This is a genomic window from Telluria sp. AZSoR62 (genome assembly GCF_058111565.1).
Map to the genome: position 1 here is coordinate 150,237 of NZ_JBYTST010000006.1, position 18,697 is coordinate 168,933.

At 65.3% G+C, this 18,697-nt stretch carries 19 protein-coding genes; 3 read left to right on the plus strand and 16 right to left on the minus strand.

The window, feature by feature from the left end:
- The first annotated feature begins 62 nt into the window (after positions 1–62).
- Complete coding sequence (locus AC3XQU_RS11560; RefSeq protein ID WP_489874313.1) at positions 63–335, plus strand: hypothetical protein; 273 nt, start codon at positions 63–65, stop codon at positions 333–335.
- 245 nt (positions 336–580) lie between these two features.
- Here AC3XQU_RS11560 and AC3XQU_RS11565 read toward each other — a convergent pair whose 3' ends face one another.
- The gene (locus AC3XQU_RS11565; protein WP_489874314.1) at positions 581–1,048 is read right to left on the minus strand and encodes a GyrI-like domain-containing protein; all 468 of its coding nucleotides are present in this window, start codon (positions 1,046–1,048) and stop codon (positions 581–583) included.
- A 288-nt stretch (positions 1,049–1,336) separates the two neighbouring features.
- On the opposite strand from AC3XQU_RS11565, the gene AC3XQU_RS11570 reads away from it, so the two are divergent.
- Positions 1,337–1,966: a GIN domain-containing protein gene (locus tag AC3XQU_RS11570; RefSeq protein WP_489874315.1), complete on the plus strand. Its 630-nt coding sequence runs from the start codon at positions 1,337–1,339 to the stop codon at positions 1,964–1,966.
- 13 nt (positions 1,967–1,979) lie between these two features.
- Here AC3XQU_RS11570 and AC3XQU_RS11575 read toward each other — a convergent pair whose 3' ends face one another.
- Genes AC3XQU_RS11575 through AC3XQU_RS11595 form a run of 5 tightly spaced genes read right to left on the minus strand, consistent with a single transcriptional unit; the run spans position 1,980 to position 5,147 of the window.
- Positions 1,980–2,309: a DUF4326 domain-containing protein gene (locus AC3XQU_RS11575; protein ID WP_489874316.1), complete on the minus strand. Its 330-nt coding sequence runs from the start codon at positions 2,307–2,309 to the stop codon at positions 1,980–1,982.
- Between the two features lie 8 nt (positions 2,310–2,317).
- A complete protein-coding gene (arsH, locus tag AC3XQU_RS11580) occupies positions 2,318–3,034 on the minus strand; it encodes an arsenical resistance protein ArsH (protein WP_489874317.1) in 717 nt (238 codons plus the stop codon).
- A gap of 12 nt (positions 3,035–3,046) precedes the next feature.
- Positions 3,047–4,327 carry an arsenic transporter gene (locus AC3XQU_RS11585; RefSeq protein ID WP_489874318.1) on the minus strand — a complete coding sequence of 427 codons (1,281 nt, stop codon included), beginning with the start codon at positions 4,325–4,327 and terminating at the stop codon, positions 3,047–3,049.
- Entirely contained in the window at positions 4,327–4,806 is a 480-nt protein-coding gene (locus tag AC3XQU_RS11590) for an arsenate reductase ArsC (RefSeq protein ID WP_489874319.1), read from the minus strand. The genes AC3XQU_RS11585 and AC3XQU_RS11590 overlap by 1 nt, the downstream gene beginning before the upstream one ends.
- Positions 4,807–4,814: 8 nt before the next feature.
- Positions 4,815–5,147, minus strand: a complete 333-nt coding sequence (locus tag AC3XQU_RS11595) for an ArsR/SmtB family transcription factor (RefSeq protein ID WP_489874320.1) — start codon at positions 5,145–5,147, stop codon at positions 4,815–4,817.
- Positions 5,148–5,339: 192 nt separating this feature from the next.
- Here AC3XQU_RS11595 and AC3XQU_RS11600 point away from each other — a divergent pair, with 192 nt between their 5' ends.
- Positions 5,340–6,560, plus strand: coding sequence for an MFS transporter (locus AC3XQU_RS11600; protein WP_489874321.1), 1,221 nt, complete (start codon positions 5,340–5,342; stop codon positions 6,558–6,560).
- A 25-nt stretch (positions 6,561–6,585) separates the two neighbouring features.
- On the opposite strand, the gene AC3XQU_RS11605 is transcribed toward AC3XQU_RS11600, so the two are convergent.
- The 10 genes from AC3XQU_RS11605 to clsB all read right to left on the minus strand — a co-directional run bounded on the left by AC3XQU_RS11605 (position 6,586) and on the right by clsB (position 18,686).
- Positions 6,586–7,797: an MFS transporter gene (locus tag AC3XQU_RS11605; protein ID WP_489874322.1), complete on the minus strand. Its 1,212-nt coding sequence runs from the start codon at positions 7,795–7,797 to the stop codon at positions 6,586–6,588.
- Positions 7,798–7,922: 125 nt separating this feature from the next.
- Positions 7,923–8,687 (minus strand): DUF4262 domain-containing protein, encoded by a 765-nt coding sequence (locus AC3XQU_RS11610; protein WP_489874323.1) that lies wholly within the window; start codon positions 8,685–8,687, stop codon positions 7,923–7,925.
- 256 nt (positions 8,688–8,943) lie between these two features.
- Positions 8,944–9,555 (minus strand): hypothetical protein, encoded by a 612-nt coding sequence (locus AC3XQU_RS11615; protein WP_489874324.1) that lies wholly within the window; start codon positions 9,553–9,555, stop codon positions 8,944–8,946.
- Between the two features lie 244 nt (positions 9,556–9,799).
- The gene (locus AC3XQU_RS11620) at positions 9,800–10,579 is read right to left on the minus strand and encodes an enoyl-CoA hydratase (protein WP_489874325.1); all 780 of its coding nucleotides are present in this window, start codon (positions 10,577–10,579) and stop codon (positions 9,800–9,802) included.
- Between the two features lie 135 nt (positions 10,580–10,714).
- The gene (locus AC3XQU_RS11625) at positions 10,715–11,911 is read right to left on the minus strand and encodes an acetyl-CoA C-acyltransferase (RefSeq protein ID WP_489874326.1); all 1,197 of its coding nucleotides are present in this window, start codon (positions 11,909–11,911) and stop codon (positions 10,715–10,717) included.
- A gap of 26 nt (positions 11,912–11,937) precedes the next feature.
- Positions 11,938–14,334, minus strand: coding sequence for a 3-hydroxyacyl-CoA dehydrogenase/enoyl-CoA hydratase family protein (locus AC3XQU_RS11630; protein WP_489874327.1), 2,397 nt, complete (start codon positions 14,332–14,334; stop codon positions 11,938–11,940).
- 56 nt (positions 14,335–14,390) lie between these two features.
- Positions 14,391–16,181, minus strand: coding sequence for an acyl-CoA dehydrogenase C-terminal domain-containing protein (locus AC3XQU_RS11635; protein ID WP_489874328.1), 1,791 nt, complete (start codon positions 16,179–16,181; stop codon positions 14,391–14,393).
- A gap of 49 nt (positions 16,182–16,230) precedes the next feature.
- The gene (locus AC3XQU_RS11640) at positions 16,231–16,845 is read right to left on the minus strand and encodes a TetR/AcrR family transcriptional regulator (protein ID WP_489874329.1); all 615 of its coding nucleotides are present in this window, start codon (positions 16,843–16,845) and stop codon (positions 16,231–16,233) included.
- Positions 16,846–17,136: 291 nt separating this feature from the next.
- The gene (locus tag AC3XQU_RS11645) at positions 17,137–17,517 is read right to left on the minus strand and encodes an RNA-binding S4 domain-containing protein (RefSeq protein ID WP_489874330.1); all 381 of its coding nucleotides are present in this window, start codon (positions 17,515–17,517) and stop codon (positions 17,137–17,139) included.
- 8 nt (positions 17,518–17,525) lie between these two features.
- Entirely contained in the window at positions 17,526–18,686 is a 1,161-nt protein-coding gene (gene clsB, locus AC3XQU_RS11650; RefSeq protein ID WP_489874331.1) for a cardiolipin synthase ClsB, read from the minus strand.
- Positions 18,687–18,697: the final 11 nt, after the last annotated feature.

Consider the following 18,697-nt stretch of genomic DNA (forward strand, 5'->3'; position numbering starts at 1 on the left):
GCGCCCTGCCGCATGGCGCGGCGTATAGTGGATGGACGCGGCCGACGGCCGTGGAGGAGCGCATGATGAAAACCGATTTGTCTCCCGCAGGCGCCTGGCACGGGCTTCCGCTGAGCCCGGCGCAGAACCGCGAGGTGCTGAACTACATCCAGCGCTGCGAGCGCGCCGGCGTCGCCTGGGACACGCCCGCGCTGCGCGACATGCTGCACGATATGCTCCACCCGCCCGAGGTGATGCTCGATGGCGGCGACGACCTCACGCAATACGCTGAAAACGAGGTCTTCGCGGCCACCCACGAGGAACCGGACGACCGGCCCATCGACGACGCGCCCTGAAAAGAAAAGGCCTTCGTCAAACGCCTGTCACAATCGGCCGGCATACTGGGCCTGTCCTTGGGAAGGGATGCTGGCGGCGCGAGCCGCCCTACCGGCGCCGGCGGTCGGGAAATATACCGGCACCAATTTATTGGAACCTCGAGAACCGTCGCGAGCGGCAGCAATGTTGGCCGAGAAGCGCAGCTGTACACGCGTACAGCGAGCATCGCAGGCCGACAGTGCAACGCGCAGCAGGTTATTCGAGGTTACAACAGCGGGATGAGGATGTCGTAGGCGTTATCGGGCCTGTTGCCATCGTCCAGGGTGGGCGTATAGCGGCGGTCGTAGCGCTCGATGCGCCAGGCCTCTTCGTCCGCAACCATCCCCAGTTGCTCCAGTGCGGCAGCGCCGGTCACGTACGTGGCCCCCACGCGCGCCATGGGTCCGCGATGGGTCAGCAAGGCATAGCGGCGCTCCGGGATGCGGATCGCGATCATGCCCGGCGGGAGCGAATTCAGATCGGCAACCTCGGTAGCGACGCATTCGAGGTAGACGCCGTCTTTTTCCTGCAGGCGCAGGCTGTAGCGCATGCCCTTGGGTTCGCCCAGTTCGCTTTCGCGTTCCAGGAAGGTATCCCAGGTGTCCGGCAGGTCCGCCTCCAGAACCGAAAACGGACCTGCAAGCGGCAGCCCAGCGAGCTTCATTTCAGGTAGGGTAACGGTTGAGATGTGCATGGTATTGCCTATAAGGTGACGAGGAAATTATAGCCTTAACCCTTCGACAATATTGCCATCTGCGCAATCGTGCGCGGCCATTTGTCGCGATCAACAATCTATTTGCAGGGAAATGCTTCCAAGACAGGTCTGACACGACCGCGCCCCGCTTCCGGCCCTTGCCGGACACGCCATCATCCGCTTCCGAAGCATTCCACCCCCGCAATCGTGCAGTTCGTCGCAAACGCCACCGTCCGCCGGCGCGCCTGCCTAGAATGGCCTCATACCAGACCTCTACCGGAGACCACCATGCAACGCCTGATCCTCGCCGCCGTCCTGTCCCTCGCTTCGTTCAACGCCCACGCCGACGAGCAGGTGCGCAGCGTCACGCCGTTCAAGGGCGTCAATGTCCACGGCCCGGTCAGCCTCACCGTGGAAGCCGGCAAGGCCTTCTCGCTCAAGGTCATTGGCGACCGGCGCTTCATCGAGCGCGTGACCAGCGAAGTGGTCGGCGGCGAACTGCGCCTGAACATGAAGGAAGGCAGCCGCAACTCGGTCGACATCGACTCGAACGACCGCGTGGTGGTCACCATGCCGGAATTGCAGACCTTCCGCGGCGAAGGCGCGGGGCTGATGATCCTGAATAAGGTGCGCGGCGAGCGCCTCGACGTCAGCTACCGCGGCGCCGGCCGCCTGGCCATCGACGGCGAAGTGCGCGAGTTGCGCCTGCGCGCGCAGGGCGTGGGCGAAGTCGATACCAGGCGCCTGGTCACCCAGGAGGCCGACGTCAGCTTCGAAGGCATCGGCGCCGTCAGCGTGCATGCGAAGGACAAGCTCAATGCCAGGGTGCAGGGCATGGGCAACCTGACCTATTACGGCAACCCGCGCATCGTGAACAAGTCGGTGTCGGGCATCGGCAGCGTGGTCGCGGTCAAGTAAGCGCCCTCCCCGCTCAGCGGTTGGCGACGTCGAGCAGGACCTCGGCGTGACAGGGCCCGTCGAGCGGGCACCAGCAGGCCAGGTTCTTGCCGCGCAGGGCCAGCTTCGCTTCTTGCGCAAGGCGCTGGCCGGCCGGATCCTCGGCCAGCCAGCGCCGGAAGGCGGCGACGGCATCCACCACGGTCGGCATCGCGATGTAGCGCGTGCCCACCGGGGTGCCGCGCGGTACGTCGGGCGCCACCGAAAACGGATTGCCCCAGCGGCCGGGACGTGCTACCGACACCGTATTGGCCGGCAGCTTCCAGCCCTTCTTCCTGCTCAGTCGTACCCGCACCGGCTGCATGGCCCCTCCTAGAGTTTCGCGATCTGCGCGTCGATTTTTCGCAGCGCGCGTTCGCTGCGCTCGCTGTACCGGTCCGTCAGGTAGTCGCTGCGGCCGCGCATGAGCAGCGTGAACTTGAACAGCTCCTCCATCACGTCCACCACCCGGTCGTAATAGCTCGAGGGGCGCATCCGGCCCTCCTCGTCGAATTCCTTATACGCCATCGGCACCGAGGACTGGTTCGGGATCGTGAACATGCGCATCCAGCGCCCCAGCAGGCGCATCGTGTTGACCACGTTGAACGATTGCGAGCCGCCGCATACCTGCATCACGGCCAGCGTGCGGCCCTGGCTCGGGCGCAGGGCGCCCTGCTCCAGCGGGATCCAGTCGATCTGGTTCTTCATCACCGCCGTGATTGCGCCGTGGCGCTCCGGGCTGCACCAGACCTGGCCTTCCGACCACAACGACAGTGCGCGCAGCTCGACCACCTTCGGATGGGTCTCCGGCACGCTGCCGGCCATCGGCAAGTCCATCGGGTCGAAGATCTTCACTTCGGCGCCGAAGTGCGCGAGGATGCGCGCCGCCTCGAACACGAGGAAGCGGCTGAACGAGCGTTCGCGCAACGAGCCATACAGCAGCAGGATGCGCGGCGGATGCTGCATGTCGCCCTTCTGCGCGAGCTTGTCCATGCTGGGCAGGTCGAGTTGTGCGGGGTGGATGTTCGGAAGATCTGCAATCTTGGTCATGTCGCGTCCTTGTCAGCTCAAGCGCAGCGCGAGCGCCGCCAGGGTCAGCAGCAGCACCGGAAGCGTCAGCACCAGGCCGACGCGGAAATAATACCCCCACGAGATGCGGATGCCCTTGCTCGCCAGGACGTGCAGCCACAACAGCGTGGCCAGGCTGCCGATCGGCGTGATCTTCGGCCCCAGGTCGCTGCCGATCACGTTCGCATAGATCATCGCTTCACGCACGGCGCCGCTGCTGGCGGTGGCGTCGATCGAGAGCGCGCCGACCAATACGGTAGGCATGTTGTTCATCACCGAGGACAGCGCGGCGGTGACCACGCCGGTGCCCAGCGCCGCGCCCCAGACGCCATGTTCGGCGCAGCGCTCCAGCAGCGCCGTCAGGTAGCCGGTCAATCCCGCGTTGCGCAAGCCGTAGACCACCAGGTACATCCCGAGCGAGAACACCACCACCTGCCAGGGGGCACCGCGCAGCACCTCGCGCGTGGCGATCCGGTGCCCGCGCGCGGCCACGACAAACAGCAGCAGCGCGCCGACGGCAGCCACCGCGCTGATGGGCACACCCAGTTCATCCAGCCAGAAGAAACCGGCCAGCAGCATCGCCAGCACCCACCAGCCGGCAACGAAGGTCGCGCGGTCGTGGATGGCTTCTTCGGGACGGCGCAACTGCGCCAGGTCGTAGTTTGGCGGGATGTCGCGGCCGAAGAACCACAGCAGCGCGCCCAGGGTCGCGGCCACCGACACGAGGTTCACCGGCAGCATCACCGACGCATAGCGCGCAAAGCCGATGCCGAAATAATCGGCCGTCACGATGTTCACCAGGTTCGACACCACCAGCGGCAGGCTGGCGGTGTCGGCGATGAAGCCGGCCGCCATCACGAAGGCCAGCGTCGCCTTCGGCGTGAAGCGCAGCGCGGCCAGCATGGCGATGACGATCGGCGTCAGGATCAGCGCCGCGCCGTCGTTGGCGAACAGCGCGGCCACCGCCGCCCCCAGCAGCACCAGCAGCGCGAACAGGCGCCGCCCCTTGCCCCCGCCCCAGCGCGCCACGTGCAGCGCGGCCCATTCGAAGAAGCCGGCCTTGTCCAGCAGCAGGCTGATGATGATGATGGCGACAAAGGCCCCGGTGGCGTTCCACACGATGTGCCAGACGACCGGGATGTCGCCGACCGTGATGACGCCTGCCAGCAGCGCCACCAGGGCCCCCAGCGACGCGCTCCAGCCGATGCCCAGGCCGCGTGGCTGCCAGATGACCAGGATGAGCGTGGCCGCAAAAATCAGGAACGCAGCCAGCATCAGGATTCCAGCCTGCCGATGCGGTCCAGCTCCGCCTTCAGGCGGGTGCGGTCCTGCGCCAGCTCCGCAAGGGGCAGCGCCAGGAAGGCTTCGATGCGGGCGCGCAGGATGGCGTATGCCTTGTCGAATGCGGCGGTGATTTCATCCGGCGTGCCCTCCACATGGCTCGGGTCTTCCACGCCCCAGTGCGTGCGCAGGACCGGCCCGAGATAGGCCGGGCAGGTCTCGCCGGCAGCGCTGGCGCAGACGGTGACGACGATGTCGGGCACCACCCCCAGGTCGTCCCAGGACTTGCTGTAGTAGCCGGCCGTGGGAATGCCCTTCTCTTCCAGCAGCTGCAGGGCGCGCGCATTCAGGCGGCCTGTTGGCTGGCTGCCGGCGCTCAGCGCGCGCCAGCCAGCCGGCGCAAGGTGATTGAAAACCGCTTCGCTGATGAGCGAGCGGCAGGAATTACCGGTGCAGAGAAACAGGACGTTCATGGGTTCATTCAGGTGGTGGTAATGGTGCAGGCAGGGGCGCAGACCGGCGTGCAGGGATTGCCGCCGCAGCAGTCTTCAAGCAGGAAAGCGACCAGGCCGTTCATCGTCTCGAACCGGGCCGCGTAGATGATGAAGCGCCCGTCCTGGCGCGCCGCGATCAGGCCCGCGTGGCTGAGTTCCTTCAGGTGGAAGGACAGCGACGAGGAGGGAATGCCAAGGGTCGTGGCGATCTTGCTGGCAGCCAGGCCCGCAGGCCCGGCTTCCACCAGCAGGCGGAAGACGGCCAGGCGCGATTCCTGGGCCAGGGCGGCCAGTGCCGCGATTGCGGTTTTCGTGTCCATCGGGGCGGGTCCAATCATTTCCATGTTTATCGAATTATAGCGAGAAAGGCATTACCCTTCCAAGATTATCGAAGCAATTTGACAGGATGATGACAAGCCGGCACGCATAACCGGGCTGCGGTAGAGTAACGGGTTGGGAAGAGGGCCTGCGAAAGCGGAGCCGCGCCCGCGTTAGCGCATCGGGAGAACAGCTTGTCGGCAGCACGCAAGACCATCGGCATCCTCGCCATCACGCAGATCGCGTCGTGGGGCGCGCTCTACTATGCTTTCGCGGTACTGGCGCCCGATATCCGGCGCGACCTGCAGATCAGCACCGAAACGGCCTTTGCAGCCTTCTCCTGGAGCCTGCTGGTGGCGGGCGTCGCGGCCACGCCGATCGGCGCCCTGGTCGACCGCCACGGCGGGCGCTACGTGATGGCGGCCGGCTCGCTGGTCTGCGCCGCCGGCCTGGCCTGGCTGTCCCGCTGCACCACCACGCCGGCGTATTTCGGCGCCTGGACCGTCATCGGCCTGGCCATGGCGCTGACGCTCTACGAAGCCGCCTTCGCCACCATCAACCGCAAGGTCGCGCAGGGCGCGCCGCGCGCGATCTCGACCCTGACCCTGTTTGCCGGCTTTGCCAGCACCATCTTCTGGCCGCTGACGCTGGCCATCGCATCGAAGCTCGGGTGGCGCGACACCTACCTTGCCTACGCCCTGCTGCAGCTCGTGGTCTGCCTGCCGCTGCACCTGTGGCTGGGACCCGATGCGCCCCACCGGCCGGCGGCGCCGGGCGCGCCGCGCGACAGCCACACGCTGGGCCAAGCCGTGCGCCACCCGTCCTTCTGGAAGCTGGCCCTGGCCTTCTCGGCCAACGTCTTCATTTTCTCGGCGCTGGCGGTACACCTGATTCCGCTGCTGCAGACGCTCGGCCACAGCGCGGGCACCGCCGTGCTGCTGGCCGCGCTGGTCGGCCCGATGCAGGTGGCGGGGCGCATCGGCGAGCGCACGCTGGCAAAGGACGCCGCGCCGCAGCTGGTGGGCCGCTTCGTGTTCGCGACCCTGCCTTTCGGGCTGCTGGTGCTGGCGCTGTTCGGGGCCCAGGCCTGGGCGGTGGTGGCGTTCTGCCTGCTGTACGGAATGAGCAACGGCGTGCTGACCATCATCAAGGGCACCCTGCCGCGCGCGATGTTCGGCGCCCGCCACTATGGCGCGATCATGGGCGCGCTGGCCCTGCCTTCGCTGCTGGCCAAGGCGGCCGGCCCGCTGGTCGCGGCGGCGATCCTGTCCGGCGCATCGGGCACGACGGTCTTGCCGCTGGCGCTGTTCGGGTGTGCGCTGGCGTCGTTGCTGCTGTACCTGTCGGCGATCCGGCAAACGCCGGCAGCGGAAACGGCACACGGCGACAGGCCGGACGACCGCAAGGCGGCGTGACGGGTCTCAAGCAGGCTGCTGCGCGCTAGCGCTTCGGCGCGTCCATCCGCGGCAGCAGGATGGCCAGGATCCCCAGCAGCGGCAAATAGGACGCGAGCCGGTAGACGTATTCGATGCCGGTGGTATCGGCCATCGCCCCCATGGCGGCCGCGCCGATGCCGCTGATGCCGAACATCAGCCCGAAGAACAGGCCCGCGATCATGCCGACCTTGTTCGGCACCAGCTCCTGCGCGAACACGACGATGGCGGAAAAAGCCGACGACATTACCAGCCCGATCACCACCGACAGCACCGCGGTCCAGAACAGGTTCGCATACGGCAGCATCAGCGCGAAGGGCGCGGCGCCCAGGATCGAGAACCAGATCACGCGCTTGCGGCCGATGCGGTCGCCAATCGGCCCGCCGGCAAACGTCCCCGCCGCCACCGCCGCCAGGAACAGGAACAAATACATCTGGGCCGATTCCACCGACACCTGGAATTTCTCGATCAGGAAGAAAGTGTAATAGCTCGACAGGCTGGACATGTAGATGTACTTCGAGAACACCAGCAGCGCCAGCACGGTCAGCGCCCACAGCACGCGGCCGCGCGACATGCCCGGCCCCGCATGCACGGCAATCTTCTTCGTGGCATTGCGCAGGTGGCCGGCGTACCAGCGGCTCACGAAAATCAGCACCGCCACCGCCAGCACCACCAGCAGCATCAGCCAGGCGATCCTGCCCTGCCCGCTGCCAATGATGATGGCCGCCGCCAGCAGCGGCCCGAAGGCCGAACCGAGGTTGCCGCCGACCTGGAACAGCGACTGCGCAAAACCGAAGCGCCCGCCCGATGCGAGGCGCGCCACGCGCGAGGCTTCCGGGTGGAAGGTCGAGGAGCCGACGCCGATCATGCCCGCCGCCAGCAGCAGCATGGGGTAGCTCGGGGCCGTGGCCAGCAGCGCCACGCCGCCCAGGGTGACGCACATCCCGAAGGGCAGCAGGAAAGGCAGCGGGCGCTTGTCGGTGTACAGGCCGATCCAGGGCTGCAGCAGCGAGGCGGTGCACTGGAACGTCAATGTAATCAGGCCGATCTGGGTGAAGCTGAGCGTGAACTCGTCTTTCAGCAGCGGGTAGATGGCGGGCAGCACGGCCTGCACGCAGTCGTTGAGCAGGTGGACGAAGGCGACGGAGAACAGGATCTGCATCACCGCGGCCGGCGGTGCGGAGACAAGGCCGGAGGATGCGGGAGGTGGTGTGGACATGGCAGGGAGCAGGACGGCAATCATGCCAGTGTACTATGCAAAGATCATGTGCACCGCAGGCTCTCCAGGCACATATCCTTTGCCTGCCGGGCCCCCTGTGCAAATATCGTTTGCACGTCCTGCGTCTAGCGTGATGCCGTCTCGTTCAACAGCGGCTGCCAGTTCCTGAACCAGGCGTCGGCCGCCGGCTCCCACGGAAAGACGCCTGCCGTATCCGGGAACACGATCTGCCAGGCGCGAAAGCCCGGGCCGTCGTACAGCCACCATGCCCAGCCCATGTATTCCCGAAAATGCGCGGGCGACACCTCGCGGATCTCGCATTCGAAGCCGCCGCCAAGCAGGCCGGCGACGCGCGCGCCGGGCGCCACCGGCTGCCCCGATTTCATCATGGCATAGCAGGCGTTGAGCGCGGCCTGGGCAACCTCGTGGCGCAGGCCGACCACGATCAGTTCGGGCAAGCCGAGCGACTGGCCGACGCCGATCGAATACGAGAATGGGGGCAGTTCGCCTGCGGCGGCCACGTTCAGGATATGCAGGCCGTAGGCGTCGATGTTTTCCAGCGCACGGCGTTCCGCCGCATGCTCATTGCTATCCTTCTGCCAGCGCTCCCAGGACGCCCCGGCGCCGGCGCGGTAGGCGCTCCAACCCGGCGGCAAATCGCCGAGCTGCGCCAGCGTGGGGTCGCGCTCGATCACGCAGCCCAGGCACAGCAGCCTGCACTGGCCCGGCTCGTCGGTCGCGGCATCCAGGAACTGCCAGCCGCCCCCCTGGTCGCGGGTCACCTGCAGTACTGGCAAGCGGCCCTCGGCCACGCCGGCGGTGCAGAAGGCGACGGTATCCACGCTATCGGCGAAGGGCCAGTGCGGGAACGTGTGCGTATGTGCCGACATCGCCCCCCCTGGCAGATGGATGAATCTAACTGGCGGGCACCCTGCCTGCACTTCTGGAGACACGCAGCGGGCGCTTCATTGGCGTATATGCGCGGAACATATGCATGCCCGGTGCTGCGGCCGAGGTGGCCGGCAATCCGTCAGTCTAGCAGCTCGGCGCCCGGGGAAGGCGCGCGCTCACGAACCGGCGTCAGCGCCCGGCGACGGTAGCGGCAGCTCCGGCGGACTGCGCCCGGTGCAGGCCGGGCGACACCAATTATTTCTGTTTGCGGCGACGTGCGTTCATGCCGATCAGGCCCAGACCCAGGCTCAGCAATGCAAGCGATCCCGCTTCGGAAACCGGCGAGACATTCACGTTGTCGAGAGCGAAGTAATGGTAATTGCCAGTGGCGCTGAACGTGACGGACGTCAGGTTGGTGAAGTTTGACAAGGAGAAAGTCTGGAAATCCTGCACGCCGTTGACGCCATCACGGATGCCGTCCAGCACGAAAGACTGCGTCACGGTGCCGCCTGCTGCCTTGAAACCAGTGACCAGTAAGTTAGGCGCGCCTGCGAAGCTGGTAAACACCTCTGCAGCGTCGAAACTGCTCATGCCGAATGCCGTGCCCGCATTGGCCTTGAAGCTGAAGCCTTCCTTGTAGTAGGTCATCAGGTAATTGCTGCCATTCGAGACGCATTGCGGATTGCACCAGTTGTAATTCGCCACGGCCGCCAGCGCTCCCAAGGCGGTCGTCGTATATCCCTGTTCGGTCACGGAAGTCATCATGTTCATCGGTTGCGCGTTGTAATTGATGACAACGGCGTTGGCGGCGGTACTGGTGAACAGGCTGGCTGCAGCGATGGCGAGGATGGAAACGAATTTGTACATGGTGGTTACTCTCATGGTGGGTCAAAGGTGGCATACAGCCAGACCCTTTTCTATAAGCAACAACCATGCCACCAGGAAAATAACGAGGGATATCAGGTGCTTACATGGAGCAACACAAATTCCCTTGCTGCAATTGTAAAGTTACCCGACATAAGCACTTATTAACTTAAGTAAACTTTTTGGCATGTATGGTGCATGTATGACACTCAACAGGCCCGCAGGCGGGTCGCGGGCCTCCTTGCAATCAGTCGAACTGGCTGAAATCCGGCTTGCGCTTCTGGAAGAACGCAGTGAAGGCTTCCTTCGCTTCCGGCGCCAGCAGCATGGCCGCGAAGCGCTCGTTCTCGGCCGCGATGGCAGCTTCGATGGCGTCGACGCGCGGACGCTTCATCAGCGCCTTGGTGGTGCGGATCGAGGCGGCCGGCAGCGCCACCAGCTTGGCGGCCTGCGCCTCGGCAAACGCGCGCAGTTCGGCAGCCGGCAGCACGCGGGTGACCATGCCCATCTCGAACGCTTCCTGGGCGCCGAAGGCTTCGCCCAGCAGCAGCTTTTCGGCGGCGCGCGCGTAGCCCGCCGATTGCGTCACCAAGAGCGAGGAGCCGAATTCCGGGCACAGGCCGAGCTGGGTGAAAGGCATCGAGAACTTGGCGTTGTCGGCCGCGTACACCAGGTCGCAATGCATCAGCATCGTGGTGCCGATGCCGATGGCCGCGCCGGCCACGGCTGCGACGACCGGCTTGGTGCTGCCGTGCAGGGCGCGCATGAACTGGAAGACCGGACGGGCTTCGGCGGGCACCCCTGGCACCGGAGCCGAATTCTTCATGAAGTCGTCCAGGTCGTTACCGGCGGTGAAGATCTCCGGCTTGCCGGCGATGAGGATGGCGCGCACGGCGCTGTCCTGTTCCGCATCGACGAGGGCGTCGGCCATGGCCTGGTACATCACGGCGGTGATGGCGTTCTTGCGCTCGAGGCGGTTGAATTCGATGGTCAGCAGGCCGGCGGCCTTGGTGATCAGCATGTCCATGTTCAGGGAGTCTCCGAATATTCTTAAGCTGGTTGGACGCGTGGGCAGGAGACCTGCCCACCCTACGAGTCGCGATATGTCGACGTTGTAGGGTGGGCGGGTCTCCCGCCCACGCGGTGATACGCTACTTGATGCTTAAACGCGCTCGATGATACCGGCCGCGCCCATGCCGGCGCCGACGCACATCGTCACCATGCCGTACTTCAGGTTGTTGCGGCGCAGGGCGTGCACGACGGTCGCGGCGCGGATGGCGCCGGTGGCGCCCAGCGGGTGGCCCAGGGCGATCGCGCCGCCCATCGGGTTGACCTTGGACATGTCCAGGTTCAGGTCGCGCGCCACGGCCAGCGCTTGCGCGGCGAAGGCTTCGTTCAGCTCGATCCAGTCCAGCTGGTCCTGGGTGATGCCGGCGGCGGCCAGCGCGGCAGGGATCGCGACCTTCGGGCCGATGCCCATGATTTCCGGCGGCACGCCGCGCACCGCGAACGAGGAGAATTTCGCCAGCGGGGTCAGGTTGTGCTCGCGCAGGATCTTCTCGCTGACGACGATCAGCGCACCGGCGCCGTCCGACATCTGCGACGAGGTCGCGGCGGTGACCGAGCCCTTGGCCGCGAACACCGGCTTGAGCTTTGCCATGCCTTCCATCGAGGCGTCGGCGCGTGGGCCTTCGTCCAGGTCCACGGTGCGGCGCTTCACGTCGATCTCGCCGGTGGCCAGGTTCGGCGTGCGGGTGATGATCTCGACCGGGGTGATCTCGTCCTTGAAGTGGCCGGCCTGCTGGGCAGCGATGGCGCGGCGGTGCGACTCCAGGCCGAAGGCGTCCTGGTCTTCGCGCGAGATCTTCCACTGGTTGGCCACGTTTTCCGCGGTCAGGCCCATGCCGTAGGCCAGGCCCACGTTCTCGTCCCTGAACGTCTCCATATTAATGGAGGGGTGGTGGCCCATCATCGGCACCATCGACATCGATTCGACGCCGCCGGCGATCATCACGTCGGCCTCGCCCACGCGGATGCGGTCGGCCGCCATGGCCAGGGCGGTGATGCCCGAGGCGCAGTAGCGGTTGACGGTGACGCCGCCCACGGTGTTCGGCAGGCCGGCCAGCACGACGGCGTTACGCGCCACGTTGAAGCCCTGCTCCGCTTCCGGGAACGAGCAGCCGACGATGGCGTCGATGATCAGGGCCGGGTCGAGGTTCGGCACGGCGGCCATGGCGCCGCGGATGGCGTGTACCAACAGGTCGTCCGGACGGGTCTTGTTGAAGAAGCCGCGCGGCGCCTTGCCGATCGGGGTGCGGGTGGCCGCGACGATGTATGCGTCTTGAAGTTGTTTGCTCATGTCAGTAGTCCTGTTCTGTCGTCGCGTTAGTTGCGGACCGGCTTACCGGTTTGCATCATGCCCATGATCCGCTCTTGCGTCTTCGGGTTCGCCAGCAGCTCGATGAAGGCCTTGCGCTCCATGTCGAGCAGCCACTGTTCCGACACCACGCTGCCCTGGTCGACGTCACCGCCGGTCACGATCTCGGCGATCATGTCGCCCAGCTTGTAGTCGTGGGCCGAGATGAAGCCGCCGTCGCGCATGTTGACCAGCTGGCCGCGGATGGTCGCCCAGCCGTAGCGGCCGGTGACTTGTACCTGCCGGCGCGCCGGGGCGCGGTAGCCGGCGTCGAACATGGCGCGCGCGGTGGTCTTCGCCACGTGCAGCAGTTCGTACGGGTTGAAGACGATGACGTCGTCTTCCTTCAGGTAGCCCATGGCCTTCGCTTCCAGGGCCGACTTCGACACCTGGGCGGTGGCCGCGTTGGTAAAGCCCGTCTTCAGGAATTGCAGGATGTCGTTGCCCTTGGCTTCCGTGAATGCACGGACAGCCGCTTCCTTCAGGCCGCCGCCGGCAGGCACCAGGCCGACGCCCACTTCCACCAGGCCGATGTACGATTCGATCGACGCGACGCGCTTCGAGGCGTGCAGCATCATCTCGCAGCCGCCGCCCAGCGCCAGGCCCGCCACTGCGGCGACGACCGGGATGTTCGAGTACTTCATCTGCATGAAGACGTTCTGCAGGTCGCGCACCATCGGGTCCATCGCCTTGGCGCCGCCCATCATGAAGGCCGGCATGGCCGACTGCAGGTCGGCGCCGGCCGAGAACGCGCCGCCTTCGGCCGCATCGGTATTCCAGATCACCAGGCCCTTGTAGCCTTTTTCGGCCTCAAGCATGCCGCGCTGCAGGCCCTTGACGACGCCTTCGCCGATGACGTGCATCTTGGTCTTGAGCGAGATGACCAGCACCTCGTCGTCCGCATGCCACAGGCGCACGGATTCGTCTTCGAACACGGTGGTGCCGAAGGTCTTTGGGTCAGTCGTGGTCGAACCCAGCACCGGTGCGCGGAACTGCTGGCGCTGGTACACAGGCAGGTCGGATGCCGGCACATACGCGTTCTTCGAGGCCGAGAACGAGCCTTCCGCGGTGTGCACGCCTTTTTCGGCGACCTGGCCTTCGAACACCCAGGCTGGGAGCGGCGCGTTGGTCAATGCCTTGCCGCTGTCGATGTCTTCCTTGACCCACTGGGCGATCTGGGTCCAGCCGGCGGCCTGCCAGGTCTCGAACGGGCCGACGCTCCAGCCGAAGCCCCAGCGCATCGCGAAGTCGACGTCGCGCGCGTTGTCGGCGATGGTGTCGAGGTGCACGGCGATGTAGTGGAAGGCGTCGCGGAAGATCGCCCACAGGAACTGCGCCTGCGGGTTGGTCGATTCGCGCATGGCCTTGAACTTCTTGACCGGGTCTTTCTCTTTCAGGATGCGGGCGACGATGTCGGCCGCCTTGGCGCCGCCTGCGACGTATTCGCCGGTGGCGAAGTCCAGGCGCTGGATCTCCTTGCCGACCTTTTTATAAAAGCCGCCGCCGGTCTTCTGGCCCAGGGCGCCCTTCTCGATCAGTTTCGCCAGCACGTCCGGCGTCTTGTACAGGCTGAAGAACGGGTCGTCCTGCAGCGTGTCCTGCATGGTCTTGATCACGTGGCCCATGGTGTCCAGGCCCACGACGTCGGCGGTGCGGAAGGTGCCGGATTTAGCGCGGCCCAGCTTGGCGCCGGTGAGGTCGTCGACCACGTCCACCGACAGGCCGAACTTCTCGGCTTCGTGGATGGTGGCCAGCATGCCGAAGATGCCGACGCGGTTGGCGATGAAGTTCGGGGTATCCTTGGCGCGCACGACGCCCTTGCCCAGGGTCGAGGTCAGGAAGGTCTCGAGCTGGTCGAGGATTTCAGGACGGGTCGAGGTGGTCGGGATCAGTTCGACCAGGTGCATGTAGCGCGGCGGGTTGAAGAAGTGCACGCCGCAGAAGCGCGCCTTCAGCTCGTCGTCGAAGCCTTCGGCCAGCTTGTTGATCGACAGGCCCGAGGTGTTCGAGGCGAAGATCGCGTTCGGCGCGATGTGCGGCGCGACCTTCTTGTACAGGTCGTGTTTCCAGTCCATGCGCTCGGCGATGGCTTCGATGATCAGGTCGCACCCAAGCAGTACGTCGAGATTGTCCTCGTAGTTGGCCACTTCGATCAGCGACGCGTCGTCCTTGTTGCCCAGCGGGGCCGGCGACAGTTTCTTCAGGTTCTCGATGGCGCGCAGGACGATGCCGTTTTTATTGCCGTCCTTGGCAGGCAGGTCGAACAGCACGACCGGCACCTTGGCGTTCACGCAATGCGCAGCAATCTGCGCGCCCATCACGCCGGCGCCCAGCACGGCGACTTTCTTGACGATGAAATTGGACATTCTGTATTTCCTTGTTAAGTCGCTACCCCGCACACGCGGGGCAGCGTGATGGGTATTTAGAACAGGTCTGCGTCCAGCGCCAGCAGGTTCGCCGAACCCGAACGGGCCTGGCGGATCAGCATCGCGGTTTCCGGGTACAGGCGGGCGAAGTAGAAGCGCGCGGTGTGCAGCTTGGCGACGTAGAACTTGTCGTCCGAATCCTGCTTGGCCAGCGCGATCTTCGCCATCTGGGCGAAGAAGTAGCTGAACACCAGGTGGCCGACCACGCGCAGGTAAGGCACGGCGGCGGCGCCGACTTCGTCCGGGTTCTGGAAGGCCTTCATGCCGATTTCCATGGTCAGCTTGGTGACCTTCTCACCGAGCTCGCCCAGCGGGGTCACGAATTCCGACATCGACTCGTCCAGGCCGTTCTCTTCCACGAAGGCCTTGATCTTCTCGCCGAAGGCGCGCAGCTTGGTGCCGTTGTCCATCAGGATCTTCCGGCCCAGCAGGTCGAGCGACTGGATGGTGTTGGTGCCTTCGTAGATCATGTTGATGCGGGCGTCGCGCACGTACTGCTCCATGCCCCACTCGGCGATGTAGCCATGGCCGCCGTAGACCTGCATCGCTTCCGAGGTCGCGATCCAGCCGTTGTCGGTGATGAAGGCCTTGACGATCGGGGTCAGCAGCGCGACTTCGCCGGCGGCTTCCTTGCGTACCGCTTCGTCCGGGTGGTTCAGTTCGCGGTCGATCTGCAGCGCGATGTACGAGGTCAGTGCGCGCGCGCCTTCGGCGAAGGCTTTCGCGGTCAGCAGCATGCGGCGCACGTCCGGGTGCACGATGATCGGGTCGGCCGGCTTATCAAGCGCCTTCGGGCCCGACAGGCTGCGCATCTGGATGCGGTCTTTCGCGTACACCAGCGCGTTCTGGTAAGCCACTTCGGTCAGGCCGAGCGACTGCATGCCCACGCCCAGGCGGGCGGCGTTCATGAACACGAACATCGCCTGCAGGCCCTTGTGCGGCTGGCCGATCAGGGTGGCGTTGGCGCCGTCCAGGTTCATCTGGCAGGTCGAGTTGCCGTGGATGCCCATCTTTTCTTCGATGGCGCCGCAGGCGATGCCATTACGCTCGCCCAGCGAACCGTCGGCGTTGACGTTGAACTTCGGCACCAGGAACAGCGAGATGCCCTTCGAGCCTTCCGGTGCATCCGGCAGGCGCGCCAGCACCAGGTGCACGATGTTCTCGGACATGTCGTGCTCGCCGGCCGAGATGAAGATCTTCGAGCCGCTGATCTTGTAGGTGCCGTCGGCTTGCGGCTCGGCCTTCGAGCGCAGCAGGCCCAGGTCGGTGCCGCAATGCGCTTCGGTCAGGCACATGGTGCCGGTCCACTCGCCCGAGACCAGCTTGGGCAGGAACAGCTTCTTCTGCTCGTCGCTGCCGTGCTCCAGCAGGCACTCGTAGGCGCCGTGCGACAGGCCCGGGTACATGGTCCATGCCTGGTTCGACGAATTGAGCATCTCGTAGAACGAATTGTTCAGCGTAATGGGCAGGCCCTGGCCGCCGTACTCCGGATCGCAGCCGAGAGCCGCCCAGCCGCCTTCCACATACTGCTTGTACGCTTCCTTGAAGCCCTTCGGCGTGGTGACCGTCTTGGTGGCGGCGTCGTAATGGCAGCCTTCGCGGTCGCCCGAATGGTTCAGCGGGAACAGGACTTCCTGCGTGAACTTCGCACCTTCTTCCAGCACCTGGTTGATGATGTCGGCGTCGATTTCCTGGTAGGCAGGCAGGTTCTTGAACTCTTCGCTGACGTTGAGGAATTCGTGCAGAACGAACTGCATATCCCGGATTGGCGCGACGTACTGACCCATGGTTTTCTCCTGACGAAGGTGATTGTGTTGTTTGACTGTGGCGCAGTGCTTACTGCGCCGGGGTGCCCGCAGGCGTGGGATTGCGATAATTCTCAATAAGCCGCTCGAAGCCGCGGCGCGCGCGCTCGACCGAGCCGGGCATGCGCAGGAAGCGGGCATCGTGGTGCAGGGCCAGGATCAGCCCATACATTTCATACACCAGCTGTTCGGCATCGGTGTCGGGACGCAGGTGGCCGATGTCGATCGCCTGGCGCGCGCTGCGCTGCAGCGCGCCCTGCCAGGCCTGCACCATCGACACCAGCTCCTCGCGGATCGGGCCCGGGCGGTCGTCGTACTCGACGGCGCCGCTGATGTAGATGCAGCCCGACGCGATCTCGACCGACACGCGCTTGAGCCAGCGGTCGAACATCGACTCCAGGCGCGGCAGGCCGCGCGGCTCGCGCACGCTCGGGAAGAACACTTCCTGCTCGAAGCGGTGGTGGTAGAGCTTGACAACTTCCAGCTGCAGGTCTTCGCGCGAACCGAAATGCGCGAACACGCCGGACTTGCTCATGTTCATCCGGTCGGCCAGCAGGCCGATGGTCAGGCCTTCCAGTCCGTCGCGGCTGGACAGCTCGAGCGCCACGTCGAGAATTGCCGCTCGCGTGAGTTCGCCCTTGCGCATGAATTTTGCTGAAGTAGTGATAACGGCCCCTGAATCGAAAAAATCCGAACGCTCGTACTATTATCTACCAGGCCTGAAATGTCAAACGGGAACTTAGAGTTGGAATTCTATTGATGCGAGACAACGGCAGGCGGAGAAACCGCCTGCAGGACGTTCGCGCCGGGTTTCAACGGGAACAAGGTTGTCGCAGATGTAAAGGTACCGCATTTTTGGACGGTCGTGCGCTTGTTTTTACCGCCCGCGCTATTGATGTCACTTCGGGGTCAGGTCTGACCCCGATGTTGTTTGAAGTTAAGAGCCGGCTTTTTCGATCGCCCTGCGGTCGCGCTTGGTCGGCCGGCCCTTGATGTCCAGGCTGGGCTCCGGGAACAGGCGGCGCGCGGTCTTGTCGTTCTCGCGCTTAGTCGTGCTCTCGTCGGTCTCGAAATACAGTTCGCGCGCCACCGGCGCCGGGCCGCGCTTGTCCGAGATGGCGGCGACGATCACTTCCCAGCGGTCGGAGCCGTTGTCGATCACCAGCTTGTCGTTGAGTTTCACGTTGCGGGCCGGCTTGACCGGTTCGCCGTCGATGCGCACGCGGCCGCGGTCGATCGCGTCGGTTGCCATCGAGCGCGTCTTGAAGAAGCGCGCCGCCCACAGCCATTTGTCGAGTCGTACGTTGTTGTCTTCCATGATGTGTCCTATGCATAGCCGATCGCAAAGATCCGCATGACCAGTTTATACAACAGATAAGCCGCGCCATAGCTCGCACGCCTGAACCAGCCGATGTGCCCGAACTCCTCGGCGCAGACCGGCACGCCGTCGGCGATGCCGCGCTCGATGTGCTCGCGCATGGTGGCGGCGAACTGCTGGTCGAGCACGACCACGTTGGCTTCCTGGTTCAGGAACAGCGACAGCCCGTCGCAATTGCTCGACCCGACCGTGGCCCAGTCGTCGTCGACCACCGCGACCTTGGCATGCAGCTGGGTCTTGCGGTACTCGACCACCTTGATGCCATCGGCCAGCAGCTTCGGGTAGAAGGAATGCGCAACCGCGTCCTGGATGCGGAACTCCCCTACCCCGATCAGCAGCGTCACCTCGACGCCGCGCCGCGCCGCATGGGCCAGCGCCTTGCGGAACTTGCGCCCCGGGGCGAAATACGGGGTGGCCAGCAGCACGCTGTGCCGGGCACGGCCCAGCGCCTGCAGGTAGGCGCGCTGGATGGTGGAGCGGTTGCGCAGGTTGTCGCGCACGACAAAGGCGGCGCGCGCCGGATGGGCGCAGGAGGTGGCAGGACGCTTGCGCGACTCCTTGAACAATTCGAAGCGCTGCTTCAGGCCGAGGCGACCCGCGCGCAGCCACTGGCCGCGCGCTTCGTCGTGGATCTGGGCCACCAGCGGCCCGCGCACCCGCACCGCGAAATCCCAGCGCGGCGCGGCCAGGCGCTGGTGCTCGGCGTGGTCGCAGCGCATGTCGTCGTTGATGTTGATGCCGCCGACGAACGCGACCTCGCGGTCGATCACGGCGATCTTGCGGTGCGAGCGCGCGATGCCGCGCCGGCACCAGGGATTGAAGACGCGGTACTGCACGCCGGTGTCGGCAAAGGCCGCTCCCAGGCGGGTGGCGGGGCGGTGCTCGGTGCCGATCCAGTCGACCAGTACGCGCACCTTCACCCCGCGGCGCTCGGCGCGGATCAAGGCGTCGCGCACGGCTTGCCCGGTGTCGTCCTCGGCGAAGATATAGGTTTCGAACAGGACCTCGTACCGGGCCGCGTCGAGGGCCTCGACCAGCGCAGGAAAATACGCAGTGCCGCTCTCGAGCAGGGTGACGTCGTTGTTGTCGACAAAGGCGACCGAGCGCATGGACGCTGGCG